This window comes from Alicyclobacillus acidoterrestris (genome assembly GCF_022674245.1).
GTDB lineage: Bacteria > Bacillota > Bacilli > Alicyclobacillales > Alicyclobacillaceae > Alicyclobacillus > Alicyclobacillus acidoterrestris.
This window is the reverse complement of record NZ_CP080467.1, coordinates 2,798,583-2,819,084: the sequence shown is the minus strand read 5'-3', so window position 1 is coordinate 2,819,084 and position 20,502 is coordinate 2,798,583. Positions and strand designations below refer to the sequence as shown.

Genomic DNA, 20,502 nt, shown 5'->3' with positions numbered 1-20,502 from the left:
AATCGCATAGGGAGAGATAGACATTTCGCGGGTTTTTTATTGGGTGAATACCGACTTTATTGATTTGGATAATAGGTCTTGGGAGGCCCGAAATCATGCTCATTATCGCATGGGTCATTGCGATGTTCTTTGCGGCCAATATTGGAGCGAGTGGCACTGCGGCCTCCATGGGCGCTGCGTACGGTGCGGGCGCCGTGAAACGAAAATGGATCGCACTGGTTTTAGTCGCCGTGGCTGCGTTTCTTGGCGCGGTCATCGGTGGCGGTTCCGTGGTGAAGACCATCAGTGGGGGGATCGTACCCTCGCATGATATTACAGTCCCAATTACCGTTTTAATCTTGGCTTCAGCTTGTTTAACCCTGTTTATATCCAACTTGATTGGGGTACCGCTGTCGACGAGTGAGGTCACCGTGGGCGCAGTTGTGGGCGTCGGTTTGGCGATCTCACACATTTATGTTTCGAAAATCGTGTTTATTGCGTCGGTTTGGCTCGTGATGCCGTTCCTTGCGATGGCCATCGCCTATTTGCTGGGCAAGGTGGTTCGCGCGGTGGAGACGAGGCTCGCCAGAGTATCCACCGCAACGCGTTATATTACACTTGGCTTCACGGTCTTGCTTGTGCTTTCTGGATGTTATGAAGCCTTTTCCGCAGGGATGAACAACGTGGCCAATGCGATTGGTCCACTCGTTGCCTCCCATGTTATCGGACAGCGTACAGGGTTGTATGTGGGAGCGCTATTTGTCGCAATTGGCGCTGTGACGCTAGGTGGCAGAGTACTGGAGACGAATGCGAAAAAAATTACGAAGTTATCTGTCCTGCAGGGGACGGCGGTATCGCTGACGAGCGCCACCCTCGTTTTGATTGCTTCTATATTTGGGTTGCCAGTGCCGCAGACACAGGCCACCACGATGGCGATATTCGGCGTGGGACAGTCTAAAGTCGGCCGCGATATTTGGCGACAGGACGTCGTGCGGCGCATCGTGAAAATCTGGATTGCGTCTCCAGTCTCCTCGCTTTTGTTGTCGTATGTGCTGGTTGAATTGGTGCTGAAGGGAAATTGGTTTGCGCTGTGGATAGTTGGAGCAGTCGTCGTCCTGAGTGGACTCGTTTGGTTCGTTCGCCGAATGCGGGCGAAACAATCGGCGGTTGAGCAACGCAAGACCCTGTAGAGGTATTCAGACCTCACGGGGTCTTTTTTTGTGTTCATTGGATTTTGTAAATTGTTCCCTTGTCTCCTGTGGAAACTGTTATACTTGTCGTGATTTCGTGTAATCGTTCGTTTGAAGCTAGGTACGTGGAGGGAAGGCATGGCGAACGCTGTAGAGCTCAGGAATGTGACGAAGATTATCGGGAATAAGCGAATTGTCAATGATTTGACGTTTGATATTCACGAGGGAGAAGTGTTCGGTCTGTTGGGTCCGAATGGAGCGGGGAAAACCACGACCATTCGGATGTTGGTCGGGCTTATCTCCATTTCGCAAGGCCAGGTGCGGATTCAGGGATTTGACGTCGCCAAGGATTACGCGAGGGCGATACGTCAAGTGGGTGCCATTGTGGAAAATCCGGAAATGTACAAATACCTGACGGGATATCAGAATTTGTTGCAGTATGCGCGGATGGGCAGCGGGATTGACCGGCGAAGAATTGATGAGGTTGTGGAGTTTGTCGGGTTGGCGGATCGTATTCATGAGAAGGTGAAGCGCTATTCCCTAGGCATGCGGCAGCGACTTGGCTTGGCCCAGGCGCTACTGCATAGGCCGTCGGTGCTGATTCTCGACGAACCGACGAATGGTCTCGATCCGGCTGGAATTCGCGAGTTGAGAGATCACCTTCGTCACTTGGCCAAGCATTCGGGGGTTTGCGTGATTGTCTCCAGCCACTTGCTCTCCGAGATGGAGTTGATGTGTGATAGGGTGGCCATTATTCAAAATGGGGAACTTGTGCGGGTGCAAACGATAGATCAGTTGACAGCGGTTGACGAAAGCCAGCAGGAAGTTGTGTTGGACGTGGATGATGTGGGCGCAACAGAGACTGTGCTTCGTACACTTGCGGTTGAGATTGGGCCTTTTGTAGTGAACGGATCGACGGTGCGGATGACGCTCGACAGGCAGCGAATACCGGAGTTGAACCGACGACTCGTTGAGGCCGGCGTGGGTGTGTATGAGATCCGCGTCCTTGCGAAGTCGCTGGAAGACAGATTTTTGGAAATCACAGGAGGCTAAACCGAATGTGGGGGCTGATTTTGAACGAGAACGCAAAAATTTATCGGCGTTCTCGCACGTGGATATTTGTGGGCATCGTCATGTTGGCGCTGCTCGCGCTGTGCATGCTCGTGCGCAAATCGATTCCGCCGAGCGCGCACGTCTGGGGGTTGATGAATACCAGCAGTGGGCTTATCACGTTAATCACCATTTTTGCCGCTGTGGTTGGCGGCGATATTGTCGCGTCGGAGTTTTCTACCGGTACAGCGAAGCTGTTGCTCACGCGACCGGTTTCTCGGCTTCAGATTTTGTGGTCAAAATACATCGCAGTCCTGCTGTTCGCACTGGGGTTTGTCGCGCTGTTGTTTGTGGCTTCTTGGATCCTCGGTGGCTTAGTGTTAGGTTTTGATGGCGCGACGATGCCATATCAATACGTGGGGAGCAACCAGGAACCGGCGCAGATTCCGTATGCTAGTGAGGTATTGCGCAGTTACGCATTCCCCCTGGTGCCGCTGGTGATGACGCTGACCGTGTCGTTTATGATTTCGACGCTGTTTCGCAGTAGTTCGCTGGCTATCGCGGTGTCTATCCTCCTTTTATTTGCGGGTACAGTAGTCGTCACAGCGCTCAGCCGTTATACGTGGGACAAGTATATTCTCTTTGCGAACACCAACCTTTCCCAGTATTTCGTCGGCGGGCCGTCCTTGAAGGGTATGAGCCTCGGCTTTAGTGTCGTGGTGTTAATCGTGTATTTTGTCGTCTTTCACTTGGTTGCGGCTATCGCCTTCCGGAAGCGAGACGTCGCCGTTTGAACCAATCGGCTCCGGATGTCCGTTAACTGTGATACCCGTGCCGGATGGTATGTAACAATGTAAAACCGCTCGACAGAAACACGGGTGAGATGAGTAAGAGTGTGAGTGCAATAGGAATGTGTCCGATGAGAAAGATGCCCATCGAGATGCCCATGAATACATTCATGAGGGTGTCGGACATGCCTTTGAGACTTCTGTGCTCATCTATCATCAGGCCCGCTGCAATGCCAAAGACGAAGCTCATGATGCACCCCGCTGTCTTGCTGCCCGTGCACAATTCCATCACGAGTTGAATGGAAAATGTAAAGCGCAGTAGTCCGGAGTGGAGCAAACGCCGCAATTCATCCGGTATCGGTGCAGCACTCGCGCGGCGGGAAGCAGGCCGCTTCAATAGCCCGTACAACAGACAGGTTTCGGAAAGGGCGATTGGCAGTGTGATGCAAAGGAGCCACAACACATGTCCCACCTCCTTCTGGATGTATATGCAAACAGGTGAGAACCCTGTCCTACATTTCGAGAGACAAGCTGTTGGGTATTGCGGCGAGTGGAGCATAACGGTCGTGATCGTGTGGAAGATGCGCTTTGTGGGGGGAACTGACGTGGCTGAGATTGATGTTTGGATACGAACGTTGCGGGCTGCGGAGCCGGCACCGATGGATTTGTTGTTGCTGGCCGATCCGTCCGTGGACGTGATTGAGAGCTATCTGTCGAGGAGTATCGTCTACGTGGCGGAGCGGGTGCCGAGTGATATCATCGGGGTTTGTGCGGTATTGCCGACGCGGCCGCGCACGATGGAGATTGTGAACGTTGCGGTGTCAGAGGCGTGGCAGCAGAGAGGCATTGGTCAACGGATGTTGCGCGCGGTGATGGAAGATGTGTGTCGGAAACATCGCGTCTCGCGACTGGAGATTGCGACAGGGAACTCCAGTTTTTCGCAGTTGCGACTGTATCAGAAACTCGGTTTTCGTATGTCGCACATCGAACACGACTTTTTTGTTCAGAACTATGCAGAGCCGATATTCGAGAACGGCTTACAATGTCGAGATTTGGTTCATCTCTGGCGTGACGTCACGCCGTTCGCGGAGCACAGCGAAGCTCGCTGAAAGGATGTTTCTATGGAACCGCCCTCTGCAGTCTGTGCAGAGGGCGGTGCTGTTTTAGGCCCACTTCTGGCACTTCAAAAACTTTTCGCAAATTTTTGCGCAGTGTAGGCTGATACGGCAGCAATTCTGCGATTCGGGATCAGGCAGTCGCATACATTCGTGCGCGCACATTTGGCAGACTTTTGCACAGTATCGGAGCGTGAGTTTGAGCATAGGGCTCCGCCGTGCAATTTGCCGAGTGGTCAGCTGGCATACCTCGACGCAGTCTTGCAACATGGCGATTTGCCTTGCGCGCATATACGCATCTGGACGGCACATCAGCATGTGGAGCGTCCGTTCACACGTCAACATGCAGTCTTTGACTTGCTCACAGATGTTCGGACATTGGTGAATAGGGTGTACGGCGAAGAGGCCGGGATCGAACTCCAATTTCTCCTCTTCAAATTCGTATTCGTACTGCATATACATGAACTCAGTCTGTTGAGGCTGTGCTTTCGGCTGCGGTTTTGGTTGCGCGATAGGTGGCTTGTATTTGGGTTGAACGTGTGGCTTCATCGGTTTTTTCACGTGGTACATGGGAGATGGCTCGGACTCTATCTCCATCGATACTTGCATGTCTGGTGACGAAGGGGATTCCTCCCAAGGGACTTGTTTCTTCGGCGGCTGATGATAAGCTTTCTTTGGTTGGTGTATAGGCTTCTCCGATGGCTGTTCTGGTGGTTTTCCTTCACTGCGAAATTGCGACGTGAAATCGAAATCTTGCTCGTGGTAATTTTCGTTTGGCACCGTGTATCCTCCTTACGAGTCTTCATTCCACACCCAGTTAATGCAGGAACGACACTGCGTGTGCCCGCCCACAACGCGTTTGGGCAGAAGGACACTGGAATTGTGAAAAGTGTGCTAAACTGAACGAAGCCAATGTGGCAAGACCACATGAAAGAATGGTGAGAGAACATGCCGATTAAAATTCCAGACCATTTACCAGCAAAGGAAATCTTGCAGTCTGAGCACATTTTCGTAATGGGAGAACAACGGGCTTTTCAGCAGGACATTCGCCCGCTTCGTATATTAATTTTGAATTTAATGCCGATAAAAGAAGTGACCGAGACGCAATTGCTCCGCCTGCTCGGGAACTCCCCGCTACAAGTGGAAGTGACCCTATTGCGGATGCGCTCGCACGTGGCGAAAAATACCTCGGTAGAGCACCTGACTGAGTTTTATCAGACGTTTGAAGACGTTCAGAAGCAAGCATACGATGGCATGATTATCACGGGTGCGCCGGTAGAGCATATGGATTTTGAAGAAGTGGGATACTGGGCGGAACTTTGTGACATTCTCGAGTGGACGAAAGAGTCGGTCACCTCGACTTTGCATATCTGTTGGGCGGCACAGGCGGCTTTGTACTACCATTATCAGATTCCGAAGTATCCATTGCCTGAGAAACTGTTTGGTGTCTTTGAACATACGGTCAACATTCGATGTAATCTGACCCGTGGGTTTGACGACACGTTTTTCGTGCCGCATTCTCGGCACACGGATGTGCGAAGGCAGGACATTGAAGCCGTCGGCGGTTTGGATATCTTGTCCGAGTCGGAAGAGGCTGGTGTGTTTCTCGTCGCTACCCCGGACGCTCGGCAGATTTTTGTAACCGGTCACGCGGAGTACGACGCCTTGACGTTGGCGACCGAATATCAGCGCGACGTGGAGCGTGGACTTCCGGTTCCACTTCCGAAAAATTACTATCCGAATGACGACGCAACGCGCACGCCGAAGCATCAGTGGCGCTCACACGCCAATCTGTTGTTCGCAAACTGGCTCAACTATTGCGTGTACCAAGAGACGCCCTATGATTTAAGCGGTCGTATCAAACATCCATTGTCGATTGGCTGAAATTTGGCGGCCAAGTCACCGTGCGATGTTTAGGCGATGAGGAACAAGGGGACAAGGAAGATAAGAAGGCTCGCGGTGTTTGTGTCATTTGATAGATACATGCGTCCGGTTCTTGCTTTGGAGGGGGGATTTATAGCGTATGGCGCGCGAACATGCGCATCATCACCACGGGCCCGGAGACCACGGACACCATCATGATCACGGTGATATTCTTCATACACATGCCCCGGCTGGGAAAATGGGCAGGGCATTTGCACTGACTTGTATCATTCTCATTGTAGAGTTGGCTGGTGGTGCGATTTCTCACAGCTTGGCATTAATGTCGGATGCGGGGCACGTCTTGACAGACGTATTCGCCATCGGGCTGTCTTGGTTTGCGTTGCGGCAGTCCGTGAAGCCGGCCGATGAAAAGATGACGTTCGGTTACGCCAGGTGGGGAATCTTAGCGGCGCTGCTCAACGGGTTGACGCTGATTGCCATTACATTGTGGATTTTGTGGGAGGCGTATCATCGGCTAGAGCACCCAAGCGCCGTTCATAGCCTGTGGATGTTTGTCAGTGCCGCGGTGGGGATTTGCATCAATTTGTACTTGGCGGCAGGAATGCGCGACGAAGAAAACCTGAACGTGCGAAGCGCAGTCTTGCATATGCTTGGCGACGCTGCGGCGTCTGCCGGCGTGATCGTAGCGGGCATCGTGATATTGTTGACCCATTGGTATTTGGTTGATCCGCTCTTGAGCATTGCCATTGCACTGTTCATTGCGTTTGGCGCCTGGAGAATCGTTCGCCAGACGATAAAGATTTTGATGGAGGCTACGCCTCAGACGATAGACTTTCGCGAAGTTGTCGGCAAACTCAAGGCAGTACCGGGTATTCATGATGTGCACGACGTGCACGTGTGGGCTATCACGAACGGTCAAAACGCACTGAGTTGTCACGCTGTGCTCGATGGAAATATGACGATACGCGAGAGTCAGCAGATTCTTCGCGACGCGGAACACTGTTTGGCCCACTTTGGTATTGGGCATGTCACGATTCAGATTGAGGATGGCAGTCATCCCCACGACAATCGGGCGTTGTGTAAAGCGCAGGATCAGAGTGGTGAACATCATCATCACGAGAGCGACCATTAGAAACGGAGGTGGATTGTGTTGAATTTGTATCAGGAACCTGGGAGTTCCTCGGACGCGCCATTTCCATGGCGTTATGTCGGGGCGTTTTTCATTTGTGTCGCGTTGACCGGATTGGCGCTTTTAGTGGCACTCGGGTTACATCTTCCCGGTACGGTCATGGTCTTCATCGTTTTGGCCATGGCGCTGATTCAGGTGATTTTACAGCTCACCCTGCTATTGCACGCATCCTTCAGCGACGAGCGTTGGATGCGGGGGGCTGCACTGGCGGGTGGCACATTCATTGCCATTGTCGTCATCGGTTTTACGTATTTGGTGATGACATTCAACTCAGGCGTATCTTGATGTTTCGGAATAACTTGGCTGGCTATGGAGAGGACGGACTGGCATGAACCCTTCAATTCGGTTATTCGCTGGCCTGATTGCGGCGTTCATCGCCTGGGCAGTGACCAGATTACTTTCTGGAGATTCGACGGTTGCACTGACGATTGCAACCTGTGTATTTGTGTTTGGCGCGTTGAGCACTGGGCGGACGTATCTGCTGCAACGGCGGCTATTTCGGGGCGACTTGTACATTCAGCATGGTGCACCTGTACTGGCCGGCGTGATTGTCTCGGTCATCGTCCGGATTACACACTTTTAGCGTACAGTTTGTGTACGCACCGTCATTTATTTGAATTGTCAGACACAATCGACCCTCTTCGACAAACATGTAACGAATTCGCCGATTGTTCGTCACATTTGTCAGGCATAATTCGTCGTATACTGTTGATCGTTGATTGCTCATGTAGGTGGAGGAGAACAATGACCAACGGGGACACCAGAACGATCAGTGTGATCGAATACTTGCGCAATAAAATGATATTGCGCGCACAGGCGACCGGCGATTTGTTGCACCAGGATGTCATTCAATTGAGCCAGCAGCTCGACCGATTTTTAGTTCAAGATCAGAGGCATCGCGCAGAGGCGGAGGCAGCGCCGCGCAGCGGTGAGTCTGCAACACCGTCATGGCCACAGATTGCTGCGGGGAATGAACCGCGGTATCCGGTTTGGCTCCTGCGGCGGTGGTCGCGCCGGCATTTGCGGATGGTTGGCGGGCAGGGGTCAGTGAAGATGTACAAGCAGTCGACGCGCTGAGTTGACGCGGCTGTTTGGACAAGGTACGCTGACTACGTACATAGATTCTGCCGACGAAATAAGGATGTGACAGTCGACGTGCATTCGTATTGGTTTCACATTGGTGCGTTCCCCGTTCGGTCTTACAGTACAGTATTTGCCCTGGCTTTCCTGTTGGGCTTGGGGATAACCCTGTATTTTGCTAAGACCAAAGGGAACCCCGGAGATGCTGAGCACTGGTGGAGCCTCGGGCCTTTGTGTCTGGTAGGCGGCATTTTGGGTGCTCGGTTCTGGCAAGTGTTCTTCTTCGATTGGGGTTACTATTCGCAGTATCCCGGTCAAATTATTCAAATCTGGAATGGTGGATTGTCGATTCAGGGTGGTATCATTGGCGCTCTGATTGCGGCCATCATTTACTTGGTGAGAAAAAAGCTGAGCTTTTTTCACTTTGCGGATATCGCGACGCCGGGTATTTTATTAGGACAGAGTATCGGGCGCGATGCGGACTTTATGAACGGAAGTGCATATGGTGCTCCGACACATCAAAACTTTGGTGTGCTCTTTCCGGCAGATACGTTGGCCAGACAGCAGTACGGCAATCAGCCGTTGTGGCCGGCGGTGATTTGGGAGGCACAGGTTGACATTGTTCTGATGGCCCTTTTGTTCGTCCTGTTGCAACGGAAGAAGGGGTGGCCGAGGGGCTTTGCATTTGTGTACTACCTCATCGTGTACAACATTTGTCGATTCTTCTTGGAAATGTTGCGCGGTGATTCGCCACGTGGTGTATTTGGCTGGGATGCGGCGCAGTGGACGGCGTTGGCAACGGTACTCGTCGGCGTAATACTCGCCATTTGGGTGTTTCGTAAGTCAAAGCAGAAGACGCCGCTTGGCCTCTAACTGGATATATGCGAAATGTTTGCGGAGTACTTTCGGGTACTCCGTTTTTCATTCCCGGTCATGACACTGGGGACAGGAGGGAATGAAGTGCATCAATTGGAAGTAGACATACCGGCGTCGTTCAATTTTGCATCCACCGTGCGACGAAACATCTTTGGCATCGGGGATGTAAAAGTTCTGGGAACAGCCGAAGCCCCCGTGGTTGCGAGGGCGTTTTGGATTGCAGACGAACCAATTGGCGTTCGTATTCGTGTGGATAAACAAGCTGAAAAACTCATCATGGAGACGGAAGACGAAAAAGGCGCAAAGCAGCTTCTTCCCCTCGTTCGCCACTGGCTCGATCTCGATACTGACTACGAAATGGCGATGTCACGGCTGTGCCAAGACCCTGTGTTGAAACCAGTCGTTCATGCCCTGCGTGGGCTGCACTTGCAGCGCGATGTCGATTCATTCTGTTGCTTGGTGCGCATGATGGTTGGTCAACAGGTGAACGTAGCATTTGCAACGACGCTCACGAACAGGTTGATTCAGCTCGTGGGGCACAAGGTGGATATCGGGTGTGAGACGCTAGACGTATTTCCGAAGGCGTCGGATGTGGCGAGACTCTCTGTCGATACGTTGCGGACCTTGCAGTTTAGCGAGCGCAAGGCGCAGTATATTGTGAATCTGGCGAAGATGGTGGCGGATGGGCAAATTGACTTGAGTGCGAACAATCTCGATTGGATGGAAGATGAAGACCTCATCACTTATCTTTGTCAAATTCGAGGTGTTGGCCGCTGGACTGCGCAGTGCTGTGCGTTATTTTCCCTCCGGCGCCCCGATATTTTTCCCGCACAGGATGTCGGGTTGTTGGATGCTATCGGGCGTCTGTGTGGCGGCGTGAGACCAAGTATCGAACAGGCTGCGGACATGGCAGAAGCCTGGAGCCCGTATCGCAGTTACGCCGCACATATTCTCTGGTGCAGTCGAAGGCACCTCGAGACAGGGGGGAATTCGCCTGAATAAAAAAACGGCAACGTGTTCGATCACGCTGCCGACAAGCGGGGTATTTCTGTGCACTCAAATGTTAGCATCTGGTGCTAGATAGGGCAAGTGGTGGATGAAACTATAGTTTGTAAAAGATGGGTTTTCACACAACTGTCACAAACTCTGGGGGAGTCGTGCAAAATGGTACCCTTGTGCGCGAAGCGCGTCGATGATTTTTGGCAAAGCCTCTACGGTGTAGCGGCTGTTTGATACACCGTCGTGCATGAGAATCACTGCGCCTGGCTGAATCTGATCCATCACGTGACGGATAATTTTATCGGCGCTGTTCGCCTTCCAATCCTCCGAGTCGACTGTCCAAAGGATGACCGGATGGCCTAGTGAAACGATTGACTTCGCCTCGTTATCTGTAATCAGTCCGCCCGGCGGCCGATAGTACTTTGGATAGCTGCCAGTCACTTGGTGAATCGTTCCGTCGGTCCGCTTGACGTCCTGGGCCACCCATGCTGCAGTTTTCTCTGGAAGAAAATCGTGTTGATACCCATGGTTGCCGATTTCGTGTCCCTCGACGACCAATCGTCTCGCGATAGCTGGGAACTCGCGCACTCGGAATCCCAGTACAAAAAATGTCGCTGGAACGTGTTTAGCGCTTAAGATGTCGAGAATTTGTGGGGTGTAACGTTTGCTTGGACCATCGTCAAATGTCAAATAGACGGTTTTGTCGTGGCCAATTTGACGCAGCACCTGGGCATCGATGGTTTGTGTTGGGCCTAGGACAAAGCCGACCATGACCAGGCTGCACACGATCCCTAGAATGCATTTCCTCAAATCCATGCATCTCCTCAAAGTTCGCTGCATCGACAGTTCCCCCTTGAGTGAACAATATAGTTGGTTGTGAGTTCATGATTACCTATTATTGATGAATCATGTGTGGGCGGTGCAACAAATTGCTCGATGTCTGGTTTGTTAATTTACATCGTTTCCCATGTGCTGGGTGAGCGTATAAGCTGCTCTGTGCTGACTCACAATATGGCTTGTCATCACCAATACCGATAAGGAGGAGTACACAATGGCAAACAACAACAACAACGACAAGCTGATTCCACAGGCAGAGCAGGCTCTCAATCAGATGAAGTACGAAATTGCGTCGGAATTTGGCGTTCAGTTGGGTGCTGAAACAACTTCTCGCGAAAACGGTTCGGTTGGTGGAGAAATCACGAAGCGCTTGGTAGCTTTTGCTGAGCAATCGCTCTCTGGCCGCTAAGCTTCAACAGTTCGTGCAGAACAAAGGGCCGTCACCTATCGGTGACGGCCCTTTCTGGTGGGATACGATGGCTACAGCAGTTCGACGAGCGCGTGGAGTGAGGTAATTTGGCCGTCCGGCGTGGGAGGGATAACATCGGCTGCGCGCCCCGTGCGGTTTAGCCAATAGGCTTTGAAGCCAAAGGCTTTCGCGCCTGTCACATCCCAATGATTCCCCGAGACGTACACGACCTCCGACTTCTCACACGCGAGCGTATCCAACACCAATTGATAAGCTGCGCGAGCAGGTTTGTATGTACGGATTGGCTCGGTGCTGAGAATATAGTCAAAATCGAACAGGATACCCTGCGTATTGGTCAGTGTCTGCAGCGAGCGGAACGTGCCGTTGGACAGCATGAGCAACTTGTGCTGTGCGCTCAGTGTGGCGAGTGTTGGCCGCACGTCGTCGAACAATGGCAGTGTTTGATGAGCCTGCACGAGTGTTGGTACGACGGTTTGTACCTGGTCTTCGTCAAGTCCTGCGTCACACAGTGCGAATCGAAGCGCAGCTTCGGTCACTTTGTCAAAATCCATAAAGCGGTTCATCAACACGCTGTTCCACGCATAGTCCAGTTGCTGACGGCGCCACGACAGAGCAATTCGCTTTGCTTCGTGGGTCGCGACGCCGGTGCACTCGGCAATCGGGGGCACCAAAGCGTCGATATCGAACAAGGTACCGTAAGAGTCGAATACGATAGCCGCCATCTTCACACGCCCTTTCTTGTTACAACGTCATTACACGCCGCGAGCGGCCGGATCCCAAATCACTTTGTGAATTTGTAGATTGAGTTTGACTCGTTTAAGTCCCGCATTCAGGATTTTTTCGACGAGCTTATCTGGCGGCATCGTCTCCCAGACTGGACTGAATAACGCAGTCGCGCGCGGGCGATAACGCGACAGCACGTCGACAGCCGTCTCGAAGTCATCATCATTGGCGATGACAAACTTCAGTTCGTCCTGCGGCTCAAGGGCGGATAGATGATGGTGAACCATCTTGTCCATTTCACCGCTGGCTGGCAGCTTATAGTCCACGATAAATCGAACTTTTTCCCGTAATTGTGCTTGGCTAGCGCGGAGTTCAGCAAACGGTCGGACGTCGATGGCGCCGTTTGTCTCAATATGAATATCCTGAATATGCTCCACGGCAGCGAGTGCCTCAATGAGGAATTGGGACTTGTGCCGATGAATCAGCGGCTCCCCGCCAGTGAGGCAGACGTTCTCCCAGCCATACGCCGCAGCTCTTTGTGCGATGTCCGCGATGGTCGCCTCGAATTCTGGCTTCGCCGGTGCATAGCTGTATGGTGTATCGCACCAGGTGCACCGTAGGTTGCAGTGAAAGACGCGGACAAAGACCGTCGGGAATCCGGCCCGTGTGCCTTCGCCTTCGACCGTTTGGAAAATTTCCACCATCGGCAGTGTCAATGCCAATGGATTTGTGTCTCTGGCTTGTCTATACGTTGGTCGCCAATCGTAGCTGCGCTGCGTACTCGTTGTCATATCCGTCACTCCATCCACGCTCGTTTCAACGTGGCGTAGCTCGTCGGGGTTTCGTACAAGACCAATTCTTCCAGACGAATTTCCTGTGCGGGTGCGGTTTCCTTGCGCAGTGCCGAGTCCAGTTGCTCCCACATCCAAACAATCATGTTTTCGGCCGATGTGTTCATCGGGGGGAGCACCTCGTTGAGATATTGGTGATCTAGTTTTTCTTCAATTGTCGTCTGATAAATTCGCTTTAAGTCTGCAAAGTCAATCACGAGTCCGATTTCGTTGATGAAGCCACTCACGGTGATGACGAGTCGATAGGTGTGTCCGTGCAGGTTCTTGCACTTTCCTTCATATAGATGTAAATGGTGCGCTGCATCAAAGGTGAATTCTTTGGTCAGCGCCACACGGCGCCGATGGTAGGCAAGTTGATGCTCCGTGATGTCTTGACCTAGCTGTTGTAGCTGACTGGGGATTCGGTACACGCCCACCGGTCAATCCCTCCTCGATTTTTTGGAGAAAACATAAAGGAAGCCCCAATGCTGGGGCCTCGTTTGTCGTGCATTATCTGATTGGAACTGCACAAAATCAATCACATCAAGAAAACATTAAACGCGTTCCCGAGCGACTTCTTCGGGGGACAACCACTCGTCGCCCCATGCTTGGACTGCATCCATCACGGGTTCCAGAGCCTTGCCCTTCGCGGTTAGTTCGTACTCAATACGAACAGGGGTTTCCGGATATACATTGCGAATCAAAATGCCAGCTCGTTCAAGTTCTTTGAAGCGCTCCGCGAGCATCCGGTCACTCATGTTTGGAATCATCTCGGATATATCTTTGAACCGCTTTGGGCCCTGCATGAGGACTCGGATAATGAGTCCTGTCCAGCGCTTTCCGAGTAATGCGAACGCCGACTCAAATTTAGGGCACAGCTGTTCATGGTTTCCCATGACCATCATCTCCTGTAGCCATTTTAACACACAATCCCCCATCCATGTGAACGGATATAGTAACTTTCTATATTTTTGTCGTGTTTGTTGCTGATTTCACTCGTTGTCCATACGCCTTGCCGTTGCATGACGCAAACGCATCTGTTACACCTAGAGTACCAGAAGCCGAATATATCTATCATGCCTGACGATATGGTTATCGTGTGCATGTCATTTAGATGGGAAAATGAGGAGAAAAACTGTGTCAGACCAACACTTTGAAACGCTTCAGCAGCACTTGCCAAGTGTCCAGCCGGTCGCGGGAGATGTGGCCGAACTCGCGCAGGATAGGCTCGATAATCTCACCAAACCGCTTGGGAGCCTCGGCCAGTTAGAACCACTCATTTGTCGCATCGCGGCTATCCAGGCGCGAATGATTCCCGCGTTGATTCATCCGCACTTTCTCGTCTTTGCAGCTGATCACGGCGTGGCCATGGCACACGAGGTGTCCCGCTATGAGGCGAAGGTCACTGAAGAAATGACTGTGAATATTGCCATGGGTACCTCGACGAGTGCGGTCCTGGCGCGACAATATGGTATGCCGGTTCGGATTGTCGACGTTGGGGTCGCGAGGTCTGTGCGGCATCCGCGCGTCATTGTCCGCAAGGTAGCGCATGGCACTGCAGATTTTACGCAAGGTCCAGCGATGAACAGGCAAGAATTGTGGCAGGCCTTGCAGGTGGGGATTGACGAAGTCAAAGCGGCGGTGGAGAACGGTTGCGACTGCATTCTCCTTGGCGAGATGGGAATTGGCAACACGTCGGCAGCAAGCGCCCTTGCGGCCGTTTTGCTTGAGCTGCCCGTTGAGGCGGTGGTCGGCAGGGGCACGGGTGTTGATGCGGAGAGACTGCGAAGGAAGCGCGAACTGATTGAACATGTGGTGCATCGCTGGTACATGAGTGAGGACGTACAATCACCAGACGGATGGGTTCGCTTAATGGAACAGTTTGGCGGTTTCGAGCTGGTCGCGATGGCAGGCGCGATGCTGGAAGCTGCGTCACACCGTATTCCAGTTGTGCTCGACGGATTACTTGCTGGCGTCAGTGCCTTGTGGGCAGCGAAATTACAACCACATGTGGCCGACTACCTGATTGCCGGGCACCAATCGCCCGAGCCGGCGCATCGTGCCATCCTCGAAGCACTCGGCTGCGATCCGCTGCTTCATCTCGGACTGCGCGTCGGTGAGGGAACGGGTGCGTTGATGGCATGGCCCGTCATCACGAGTGCGCTCGCGGTGATGGCCGAAACCGCCACATTCGCCGATGCCCGCGTGAGCAATCCACATGCTGCTGATCTTGCGCGTGCCACGCGCCCGGCTGACAGTCATGCGGCGAATGCGGTACGTGTGGCAACACGGGATGAAACGACGTCCAGCCAGTCGCGTACAGGGAGCGATGTCGATGCAGCGGGTTATGCAAGGCCGGTCGCCCGTGATTTTACACAGGCGGAAATCGACGCTGTCTATAAAGCGATTCTCGCGCGTCGGGATATCCGGGTGTTTTTGCCCGATAAATTGCCGGATGACGTCGTCGAGCGCATTTTGCGGGCGGGCCACCATGGGCCATCGGTCGGTTATATGCAGCCTTGGGATTTTATTGTTATCGACGACAAGGAGACTTTGCGGGCGCTTCAGGCGGTTGTCGAGCGGGAGCGGGTCCGCGCGGGCGAGGCGTATCCGGACGCGAAGCGCGACTACTATTTAAGGTTGAAAGTGGAGGGGTTGGTGGAGGCGCCGTTGACGATTTGTGTGACCAACGACGGGACGCGCGGCGGTCCGCACGTGCTCGGGCGCAACACCATTCCAGAGACGGATCTGATGTCCACTGCCTGTGCGATTCAGAATATGTGGCTGGCGGCGCGCGCTGAGGGCGTCGGCATGGGCTGGGTGAGCATCTACGAGAAGGCCGATGTGCGCGAGATTCTCGGCATCCCGGCTGATGTCGATCCTGCCGCCCTCCTCACCCTCGGCTACACACCGCATTTTCCGGATATCCCGCTGCTCGAGCGCGTTGGCTGGGGAACGCGGCGAGACTTCGCGAAGGTGGTCTATGCAAACCGTTGGGGGACGCAAAGGCGCAATTGACAATTGGGACGTTGCCGAATAGGATGGGTTACGAATTCAATGACTCGTCAGGTGCTCTACCGCTGGTAGAGAGAATAGGGAAACCGGTGAAAATCCGGTGCGGTCCCGCCACTGTATGCAGTGTATCGCCGTGATCCACTGTGGTTCTGCCATGGGAAGGAAGCGGACTTGAAAGTTGCTGCGAGCCAGGAGACCTGCCTGAGAGCGTGCTTGAGCTGACCTTCGAGGAGAGGTTTGTTTGGCTATGACGGGCGTTCTTCGCCTGGTCATGACGGACAACTCGCCAAACAAGGCGAGTGTTTCTTTTTCTCGTTGGGACGCTCCATGATTGAGGAGGGTTCCATCCATGAAATATAAAGTTCAGTATGCAGCCATGCTAGGTGCCGCGGCAGCTGTGGCCGCCACGCTTAGTGGTTGTGGAACAACAGCAAATCCGAGCAATAACCAAACGGCGGTGGCGACAAGTAAATCCGGTCAGACCCAGGGGAGTGGGTTCCCGGTGACTTTGACTGATGATGCCGGTGAGAAAGTAACGGTTCCAGCCTTACCGAAACACATTGTCTCCACGACCGAGGGAACGGATGAAATTCTCGTGTCTCTGGTGCCCAAGTCGCGAATTTCGCTGGTGACGAACCTCTCGAGTGACCCGACGTACTCCGATGTGGTCAACCAAGTGAAGGGCATTCCGCAGATGTCGCAGGTGGATGCGGAGAAGGTGCTCTCCGTTCAACCAGATTTGGTACTAATGGCGTCCTACGTGAACGCTGGTGTCATTTCGCAGGTTCGCAATGCGGGTGTGCCAGTATATGAGTTTAACGATTTCACGTCGGTTGATAGCATCGAACACAACATTCAGGTCGTCGGTCAATTGGTCGGGGCTTCGGCGAAAGCGGACAAGCTGGTTCAGAACATGAACGAAAACATGCAAAAGATTGAGCAGGCGGTTAAGGGTCAAACGAAACCGAAAGTGCTGGACTATAGTTCCTACGGTTACGCAGAAGGCCGGAACACGACGTTTAACGACGTGATTACTGTGGCCGGCGGGATCAATGCGGCAGCCAGCTTAAATGGCACGCAAAAAATATCGGATGAAGAAATTGTCAAGATGAACCCGGATGTCATCATTGATTCGGAAGAGGACAAGGCGTTTTTGAAAAAGTTGGCTTCGGATAAGGCGTTGCAGTCGGTCAGTGCCATTCGCAATCACCGTTTGTACGCGGTGCCCGACGCGGATTTGTCGAGTGTTTCCCAGTATGTCGTCAAAGGTATGGTTGATGTGGCGAAGGACATTCATCCGAACGTCAAACTGCCAGACATCCAGGTTATGAAATGAGCAGGCGGCGCACGACGTGGACGTTTGTGGTGCTCGTTGTCGGATTGGTCATTGCGTCCATTCTTGAAATTTGCATTGGACCCATGGGGATTCCCATCCGTCAAATTGTCCCGGATACCATTGCGTACGTAACGGGACAGCACAGTACGGACGCGCTGGTGGTCGGGGCGATTCGTTTGCCCCGTCTATTGGTGGCGCTGTTGGTGGGCGCGGCGCTCGCGACGACCGGCGCGGTGCTGCAAGCTGTCTTCAAGAACCCGATGTCTGACCCTGGGGTCATCGGTGTCTCGAGCGGTAGCGCCATGGGTGCCATTCTGACGATTCAATTGGGCATCAGCACGACCCGCTTGTGGGTGCGGCCAGTGGGTGCTTTTATCTGTGGCATCGGCGTCGTGGTGCTCATCTATCGGTTGGCGACCGTTCGTCAACGGACGAACTTATATGCGCTGTTGTTGGCAGGTGTCGCTGTCAGTTCCTTTTGCAGTGCAATCATCACGTTGATTCTGTCGTTGTCGCCGCTGCAGACGATGGAGGAGATGTTGTTCTGGCTGATGGGGGGGCTCGACGGCAGCAATTGGTCGGAGGTCCTGCTGCTGGCCGTGTTTGTCTTCGTGTCACTCGTCGTCTTTTTGGTCATCGGATGGGCGCTCGACATCATGTTGACGGGGGAGGAGCACGCGGAAGGTGTGGGTGTTCCTGTCCAACGCATCAAGCAGTTGTCGCTTGCTATGTGCGCATTGTTGGTGGCCGTCTGTGTCAGCACCACCGGTGTCATATCGTTTGTCGGTCTCATTGTGCCCCATCTGTTGCGTGGGTTTGTCGGATCGACCCACCGATACTTGATTCCTGCCTCGGCACTGGGCGGCGCGATTTTGCTGTCTCTATCTGATCTCGTGGCGCGTATGGCATTTTCACCTGTGGAACTGAATGTGGGGATTGTCACGGCGTGCCTTGGTGCCCCATTCTTTTTGTATTTATTGTTTCAGCGCCAGCGGGCATGGCAAAGGAGCTGATGCGAGTGTCGTTGTTGATGTTACGTGATGTGTCGCAACAGCCTATCCTAGAACCGCTGACCGCATCGTTTCAGGGGGGCCGCGTGGTCGGTCTCATCGGCCCGAATGGCGCAGGCAAGTCCACGTTGTTGAAGACCATCGTCGGCTTGTTGCCAGCGACGGGGGGCGATGTAGAGGTGGATGGCATTTCGTTAAAAAAGTTGTCCCCTCGCCAACGCGCGCGTTTTATCTCGTATCTGCCGCAGAGTATCGCCGAGGACATTCCGTATACGGTCGCCGAGTTCGTTCAAATGGGGCGCTATAGTCGTGCACCCATCTGGGCGAGCCATACGACGCATCACCACCTGGCGGTAAAAGATGCGCTCGCCTTGATGGGGCTCACGGCGCTAGCCGAGGTGCCGCTGCAGCACATCTCTGGCGGCGAGCGACAGCGCGCGGGTATCGCTCGCTGTTTGGCGCAGGAGAGCCCTGTTTTGTTGCTGGACGAGCCCATTTCGAATTTGGATGTCTTTTATCAGCTGGATATCCTGACAGAGTTGCGCAAGTTGGCAGCTGCAGGGTATCTGATTGTCATCGCCATCCACCATCTTGAGTTCGCATTGCGTTTCTGTGATGAAGTCCTTGTGCTCAAGGATGGTCGGCTTTACACGCACGGTCCGGTAGAACGCGTATTTACGCGCGACATGCTCGCTGAGGTGTTTCGCGTGAGTGCGCAGTTGTTTGTCGATCCGACTCATCACCACCCGCGCCTAAGCCTCGCCCCGCTCGGTGCGAATGGCAGCGCCAACACTGGAAAGTGAGCGATGTGGATGATTTACTTTGTCACAGGTGGTGCCCGAAGCGGCAAGAGCCGCTTTGCCGAGCAACTGGTGGCTAGAATGGCAGCGCCAGAGCGAATCTGCTTTGTCGCGACCGGCGTCGTGACGGACGAGGAGATGCGCGCGCGGATTCAGCGGCACAAAATGACGCGGGATGGTCGATGGTCGACGATTGAAGAACCGCACGACGTAGCCCGCTTGATACAAGAGCAGGAGCACACGTACAACGTGTTCTTGATTGATTGTTTGTCCCTTTTGCTGAACAATTGGATGTTTGACTTGAATGTTGACGAGCCTGAGTTTCGCCGCAAATTGGCGGAGTTGGTGCACGCGTTGACTGTCGTCAACGCCGATTGTGTGATTGTCTCCAATGAGATTGGCCTCGGGTTGGTTCCAGCAGATGCGTTGAGTCGCCGTTATCGGGATTGGTTGGGTTGGCTCAATCAGGCGGTTGCCCAGGTGGCGGACAAGGTTTATTTTGTCGCGAGCGGTATCGCTGTTGATTTAAAACAGTTACCGGGTGCACAGGTCGTACAGGAGCATTTTCTGGAGGATTGAATGGGCCCGGATGGCGACCTTGGAGTGGGGGAACGAGAATGTGGCGGTGTTTTGTACTCGCGTGGCAGTTTTTTACCATCCTTCCGGCACCCGTTGTAGACGGACCGACGGACAATGAGTTGCGCAAGAGCGCTTATTACTTACCCGTCATTGGCTTGGGGCTTGGGGCTATCTTTGGGCTTTGCCGGTGGGGGCTCGGGTTGGTCATGCCGCTGCCCGCTGCGACGTTTGTGGCGTTGACGGTATATACGCTGACAACCGGTGCGTTGCATGTGGATGGGTTGATGGATACTGCGGACGCCATTGGCAGTCGCAAACCGCGCGAAGAAGCACTGGCCATTATGAAGGACAGCCGGGTGGGCGCCATGGGGGCCATTGCTGCGGTTTTGTTGCTTGGCGGAAAGTGGTTGGCCGTCTCCGAACTGCCAGAATCATCTGTCGGCATCATCGTGTTGACATCTGTTCTCAGTCGTTTGGCGATGCTGTTTGCGATGTACTTGGCGCCTGCCGCGAGGCCTGGTGGTCTGGGTGCGATATTCGCAAAGCGCGTACACCTTTTGCCTGTCGTCTTGTGGAGCGCTGTTGTCGTGCTCTGTTCGGCCATTTTTTTGCCCATTGTCCAAGTTGTGGCCATGACCGTTGCCTGTGGTCTTGTCACGATGGTGGCGACGCGCGCGTTTTCTCGGCGTTTTGGTGGGATGACAGGTGATACCTACGGGGCGCTGGCGGAGCTAACCGAATGGGTGCTCTACTTTGTCGCCCTCGCCGTCATTCGCTAGGTCATTCATGAAG

The 20,502-nt window shown here is 53.5% G+C and carries 25 protein-coding genes and 1 riboswitch; of the genes, 18 read left to right on the top strand and 7 right to left on the bottom strand.

All coding sequences use genetic code 11. The features are described 5' to 3' along the window. Positions 1-95: 95 nt before the first annotated feature. The 3 genes from K1I37_RS13700 to K1I37_RS13690 all read left to right on the top strand — a co-directional run bounded on the left by K1I37_RS13700 (position 96) and on the right by K1I37_RS13690 (position 3,013). Positions 96-1,169 (top strand): sulfate permease, encoded by a 1,074-nt coding sequence (locus K1I37_RS13700; protein WP_021297769.1) that lies wholly within the window; start codon positions 96-98, stop codon positions 1,167-1,169. A gap of 138 nt (positions 1,170-1,307) precedes the next feature. Then, the gene (locus tag K1I37_RS13695; protein WP_021297768.1) at positions 1,308-2,222 is read left to right on the top strand and encodes an ABC transporter ATP-binding protein; all 915 of its coding nucleotides are present in this window, start codon (positions 1,308-1,310) and stop codon (positions 2,220-2,222) included. 5 nt (positions 2,223-2,227) lie between these two features. Then, on the top strand, positions 2,228-3,013 hold the full coding sequence (locus K1I37_RS13690) for an ABC transporter permease (RefSeq protein WP_021297767.1): 786 nt from the start codon (positions 2,228-2,230) through the stop codon (positions 3,011-3,013). 22 nt (positions 3,014-3,035) lie between these two features. Here the strand turns inward: K1I37_RS13690 and K1I37_RS13685 are convergent, their stop codons facing one another. Then, positions 3,036-3,470: a hypothetical protein gene (locus K1I37_RS13685; protein WP_021297766.1), complete on the bottom strand. Its 435-nt coding sequence runs from the start codon at positions 3,468-3,470 to the stop codon at positions 3,036-3,038. A 142-nt stretch (positions 3,471-3,612) separates the two neighbouring features. On the opposite strand from K1I37_RS13685, the gene K1I37_RS13680 reads away from it, so the two are divergent. Beyond that, positions 3,613-4,116 carry a GNAT family N-acetyltransferase gene (locus K1I37_RS13680; RefSeq protein ID WP_031219068.1) on the top strand — a complete coding sequence of 168 codons (504 nt, stop codon included), beginning with the start codon at positions 3,613-3,615 and terminating at the stop codon, positions 4,114-4,116. A 54-nt stretch (positions 4,117-4,170) separates the two neighbouring features. On the opposite strand, the gene K1I37_RS13675 is transcribed toward K1I37_RS13680, so the two are convergent. Next, the gene (locus K1I37_RS13675) at positions 4,171-4,902 is read right to left on the bottom strand and encodes a four-helix bundle copper-binding protein (protein WP_021297764.1); all 732 of its coding nucleotides are present in this window, start codon (positions 4,900-4,902) and stop codon (positions 4,171-4,173) included. A gap of 168 nt (positions 4,903-5,070) precedes the next feature. Here K1I37_RS13675 and metA point away from each other — a divergent pair, with 168 nt between their 5' ends. From metA to K1I37_RS13640, 7 genes are all read left to right on the top strand, one after another. Beyond that, complete coding sequence (metA, locus tag K1I37_RS13670) at positions 5,071-6,006, top strand: homoserine O-acetyltransferase MetA (RefSeq protein ID WP_021297763.1); 936 nt, start codon at positions 5,071-5,073, stop codon at positions 6,004-6,006. 139 nt (positions 6,007-6,145) lie between these two features. After that, the gene (locus K1I37_RS13665) at positions 6,146-7,138 is read left to right on the top strand and encodes a cation diffusion facilitator family transporter (RefSeq protein WP_021297762.1); all 993 of its coding nucleotides are present in this window, start codon (positions 6,146-6,148) and stop codon (positions 7,136-7,138) included. Between the two features lie 18 nt (positions 7,139-7,156). Then, the gene (locus K1I37_RS13660) at positions 7,157-7,480 is read left to right on the top strand and encodes a hypothetical protein (RefSeq protein ID WP_146824450.1); all 324 of its coding nucleotides are present in this window, start codon (positions 7,157-7,159) and stop codon (positions 7,478-7,480) included. Between the two features lie 43 nt (positions 7,481-7,523). After that, the gene (locus K1I37_RS13655; RefSeq protein ID WP_021297760.1) at positions 7,524-7,778 is read left to right on the top strand and encodes a hypothetical protein; all 255 of its coding nucleotides are present in this window, start codon (positions 7,524-7,526) and stop codon (positions 7,776-7,778) included. A gap of 161 nt (positions 7,779-7,939) precedes the next feature. Next, on the top strand, positions 7,940-8,272 hold the full coding sequence (locus K1I37_RS13650; RefSeq protein WP_021297759.1) for an aspartyl-phosphate phosphatase Spo0E family protein: 333 nt from the start codon (positions 7,940-7,942) through the stop codon (positions 8,270-8,272). Between the two features lie 78 nt (positions 8,273-8,350). Continuing rightward, entirely contained in the window at positions 8,351-9,148 is a 798-nt protein-coding gene (gene lgt / locus K1I37_RS13645) for a prolipoprotein diacylglyceryl transferase (protein WP_021297758.1), read from the top strand. 87 nt (positions 9,149-9,235) lie between these two features. Then, positions 9,236-10,153, top strand: coding sequence for a DNA-3-methyladenine glycosylase family protein (locus K1I37_RS13640; RefSeq protein WP_021297757.1), 918 nt, complete (start codon positions 9,236-9,238; stop codon positions 10,151-10,153). Positions 10,154-10,288: 135 nt separating this feature from the next. Here K1I37_RS13640 and K1I37_RS13635 read toward each other — a convergent pair whose 3' ends face one another. Beyond that, positions 10,289-10,960 carry a polysaccharide deacetylase family protein gene (locus tag K1I37_RS13635; protein WP_161624376.1) on the bottom strand — a complete coding sequence of 224 codons (672 nt, stop codon included), beginning with the start codon at positions 10,958-10,960 and terminating at the stop codon, positions 10,289-10,291. Between the two features lie 241 nt (positions 10,961-11,201). Here K1I37_RS13635 and K1I37_RS13630 point away from each other — a divergent pair, with 241 nt between their 5' ends. Next, positions 11,202-11,396 (top strand): alpha/beta-type small acid-soluble spore protein, encoded by a 195-nt coding sequence (locus K1I37_RS13630; RefSeq protein WP_021297755.1) that lies wholly within the window; start codon positions 11,202-11,204, stop codon positions 11,394-11,396. Positions 11,397-11,467: 71 nt separating this feature from the next. Here K1I37_RS13630 and K1I37_RS13625 read toward each other — a convergent pair whose 3' ends face one another. The 4 genes from K1I37_RS13625 to K1I37_RS13610 form a co-directional block, all read right to left on the bottom strand. Then, positions 11,468-12,139 carry a haloacid dehalogenase type II gene (locus K1I37_RS13625; RefSeq protein ID WP_021297754.1) on the bottom strand — a complete coding sequence of 224 codons (672 nt, stop codon included), beginning with the start codon at positions 12,137-12,139 and terminating at the stop codon, positions 11,468-11,470. Between the two features lie 30 nt (positions 12,140-12,169). Then, complete coding sequence (locus K1I37_RS13620; RefSeq protein WP_021297753.1) at positions 12,170-12,931, bottom strand: 7-carboxy-7-deazaguanine synthase QueE; 762 nt, start codon at positions 12,929-12,931, stop codon at positions 12,170-12,172. A 5-nt stretch (positions 12,932-12,936) separates the two neighbouring features. After that, positions 12,937-13,407 (bottom strand): 6-carboxytetrahydropterin synthase QueD, encoded by a 471-nt coding sequence (queD, locus tag K1I37_RS13615; protein ID WP_021297752.1) that lies wholly within the window; start codon positions 13,405-13,407, stop codon positions 12,937-12,939. 117 nt (positions 13,408-13,524) lie between these two features. Then, the gene (locus K1I37_RS13610) at positions 13,525-13,866 is read right to left on the bottom strand and encodes a winged helix-turn-helix transcriptional regulator (RefSeq protein ID WP_021297751.1); all 342 of its coding nucleotides are present in this window, start codon (positions 13,864-13,866) and stop codon (positions 13,525-13,527) included. 241 nt (positions 13,867-14,107) lie between these two features. Between K1I37_RS13610 and cobT the strand changes: the two genes are divergently transcribed. The 6 genes from cobT to cobS all read left to right on the top strand — a co-directional run bounded on the left by cobT (position 14,108) and on the right by cobS (position 20,489). Continuing rightward, positions 14,108-15,988: a nicotinate-nucleotide--dimethylbenzimidazole phosphoribosyltransferase gene (cobT, locus tag K1I37_RS21670; RefSeq protein WP_021297750.1), complete on the top strand. Its 1,881-nt coding sequence runs from the start codon at positions 14,108-14,110 to the stop codon at positions 15,986-15,988. Between the two features lie 32 nt (positions 15,989-16,020). Then, a riboswitch (cobalamin riboswitch) is annotated at positions 16,021-16,204 on the top strand. 130 nt (positions 16,205-16,334) lie between these two features. Then, positions 16,335-17,321 (top strand): ABC transporter substrate-binding protein, encoded by a 987-nt coding sequence (locus tag K1I37_RS13595; RefSeq protein WP_021297749.1) that lies wholly within the window; start codon positions 16,335-16,337, stop codon positions 17,319-17,321. After that, complete coding sequence (locus tag K1I37_RS13590) at positions 17,318-18,334, top strand: FecCD family ABC transporter permease (protein ID WP_021297748.1); 1,017 nt, start codon at positions 17,318-17,320, stop codon at positions 18,332-18,334. Before K1I37_RS13595 ends, K1I37_RS13590 begins: the two co-directional genes overlap by 4 nt. A gap of 5 nt (positions 18,335-18,339) precedes the next feature. Continuing rightward, positions 18,340-19,134, top strand: a complete 795-nt coding sequence (locus tag K1I37_RS13585) for an ABC transporter ATP-binding protein (RefSeq protein ID WP_021297747.1) — start codon at positions 18,340-18,342, stop codon at positions 19,132-19,134. 3 nt (positions 19,135-19,137) lie between these two features. Further along, positions 19,138-19,710: a bifunctional adenosylcobinamide kinase/adenosylcobinamide-phosphate guanylyltransferase gene (gene cobU / locus K1I37_RS13580; RefSeq protein ID WP_021297746.1), complete on the top strand. Its 573-nt coding sequence runs from the start codon at positions 19,138-19,140 to the stop codon at positions 19,708-19,710. A 38-nt stretch (positions 19,711-19,748) separates the two neighbouring features. After that, entirely contained in the window at positions 19,749-20,489 is a 741-nt protein-coding gene (gene cobS / locus K1I37_RS13575) for an adenosylcobinamide-GDP ribazoletransferase (RefSeq protein WP_021297745.1), read from the top strand. Positions 20,490-20,502 lie beyond the last annotated feature (13 nt).

Bases quoted from the DNA above. Each gene is read 5' to 3' on its own strand.
- K1I37_RS13700 (WP_021297769.1), top strand. From the start codon at position 96: ATGCTCATTATCGCATGGGTCATTGCGATGTTCTTTGCGGCCAATATT.
- K1I37_RS13695 (WP_021297768.1), top strand. From the start codon at position 1,308: ATGGCGAACGCTGTAGAGCTCAGGAATGTGACGAAGATTATCGGGAAT.
- K1I37_RS13690 (WP_021297767.1), top strand. From the start codon at position 2,228: ATGTGGGGGCTGATTTTGAACGAGAACGCAAAAATTTATCGGCGTTCT.
- metA (WP_021297763.1), top strand. From the start codon at position 5,071: ATGCCGATTAAAATTCCAGACCATTTACCAGCAAAGGAAATCTTGCAG.
- K1I37_RS13665 (WP_021297762.1), top strand. From the start codon at position 6,146: ATGGCGCGCGAACATGCGCATCATCACCACGGGCCCGGAGACCACGGA.
- K1I37_RS13655 (WP_021297760.1), top strand. From the start codon at position 7,524: ATGAACCCTTCAATTCGGTTATTCGCTGGCCTGATTGCGGCGTTCATC.
- K1I37_RS13650 (WP_021297759.1), top strand. From the start codon at position 7,940: ATGACCAACGGGGACACCAGAACGATCAGTGTGATCGAATACTTGCGC.
- K1I37_RS13630 (WP_021297755.1), top strand. From the start codon at position 11,202: ATGGCAAACAACAACAACAACGACAAGCTGATTCCACAGGCAGAGCAG.
- K1I37_RS13625 (WP_021297754.1), bottom strand. From the start codon at position 12,139: ATGGCGGCTATCGTATTCGACTCTTACGGTACCTTGTTCGATATCGAC.
- K1I37_RS13620 (WP_021297753.1), bottom strand. From the start codon at position 12,931: ATGACAACGAGTACGCAGCGCAGCTACGATTGGCGACCAACGTATAGA.
- K1I37_RS13610 (WP_021297751.1), bottom strand. From the start codon at position 13,866: ATGGGAAACCATGAACAGCTGTGCCCTAAATTTGAGTCGGCGTTCGCA.
- K1I37_RS13595 (WP_021297749.1), top strand. From the start codon at position 16,335: ATGAAATATAAAGTTCAGTATGCAGCCATGCTAGGTGCCGCGGCAGCT.
- K1I37_RS13590 (WP_021297748.1), top strand. From the start codon at position 17,318: ATGAGCAGGCGGCGCACGACGTGGACGTTTGTGGTGCTCGTTGTCGGA.
- cobU (WP_021297746.1), top strand. From the start codon at position 19,138: ATGTGGATGATTTACTTTGTCACAGGTGGTGCCCGAAGCGGCAAGAGC.
- cobS (WP_021297745.1), top strand. From the start codon at position 19,749: ATGTGGCGGTGTTTTGTACTCGCGTGGCAGTTTTTTACCATCCTTCCG.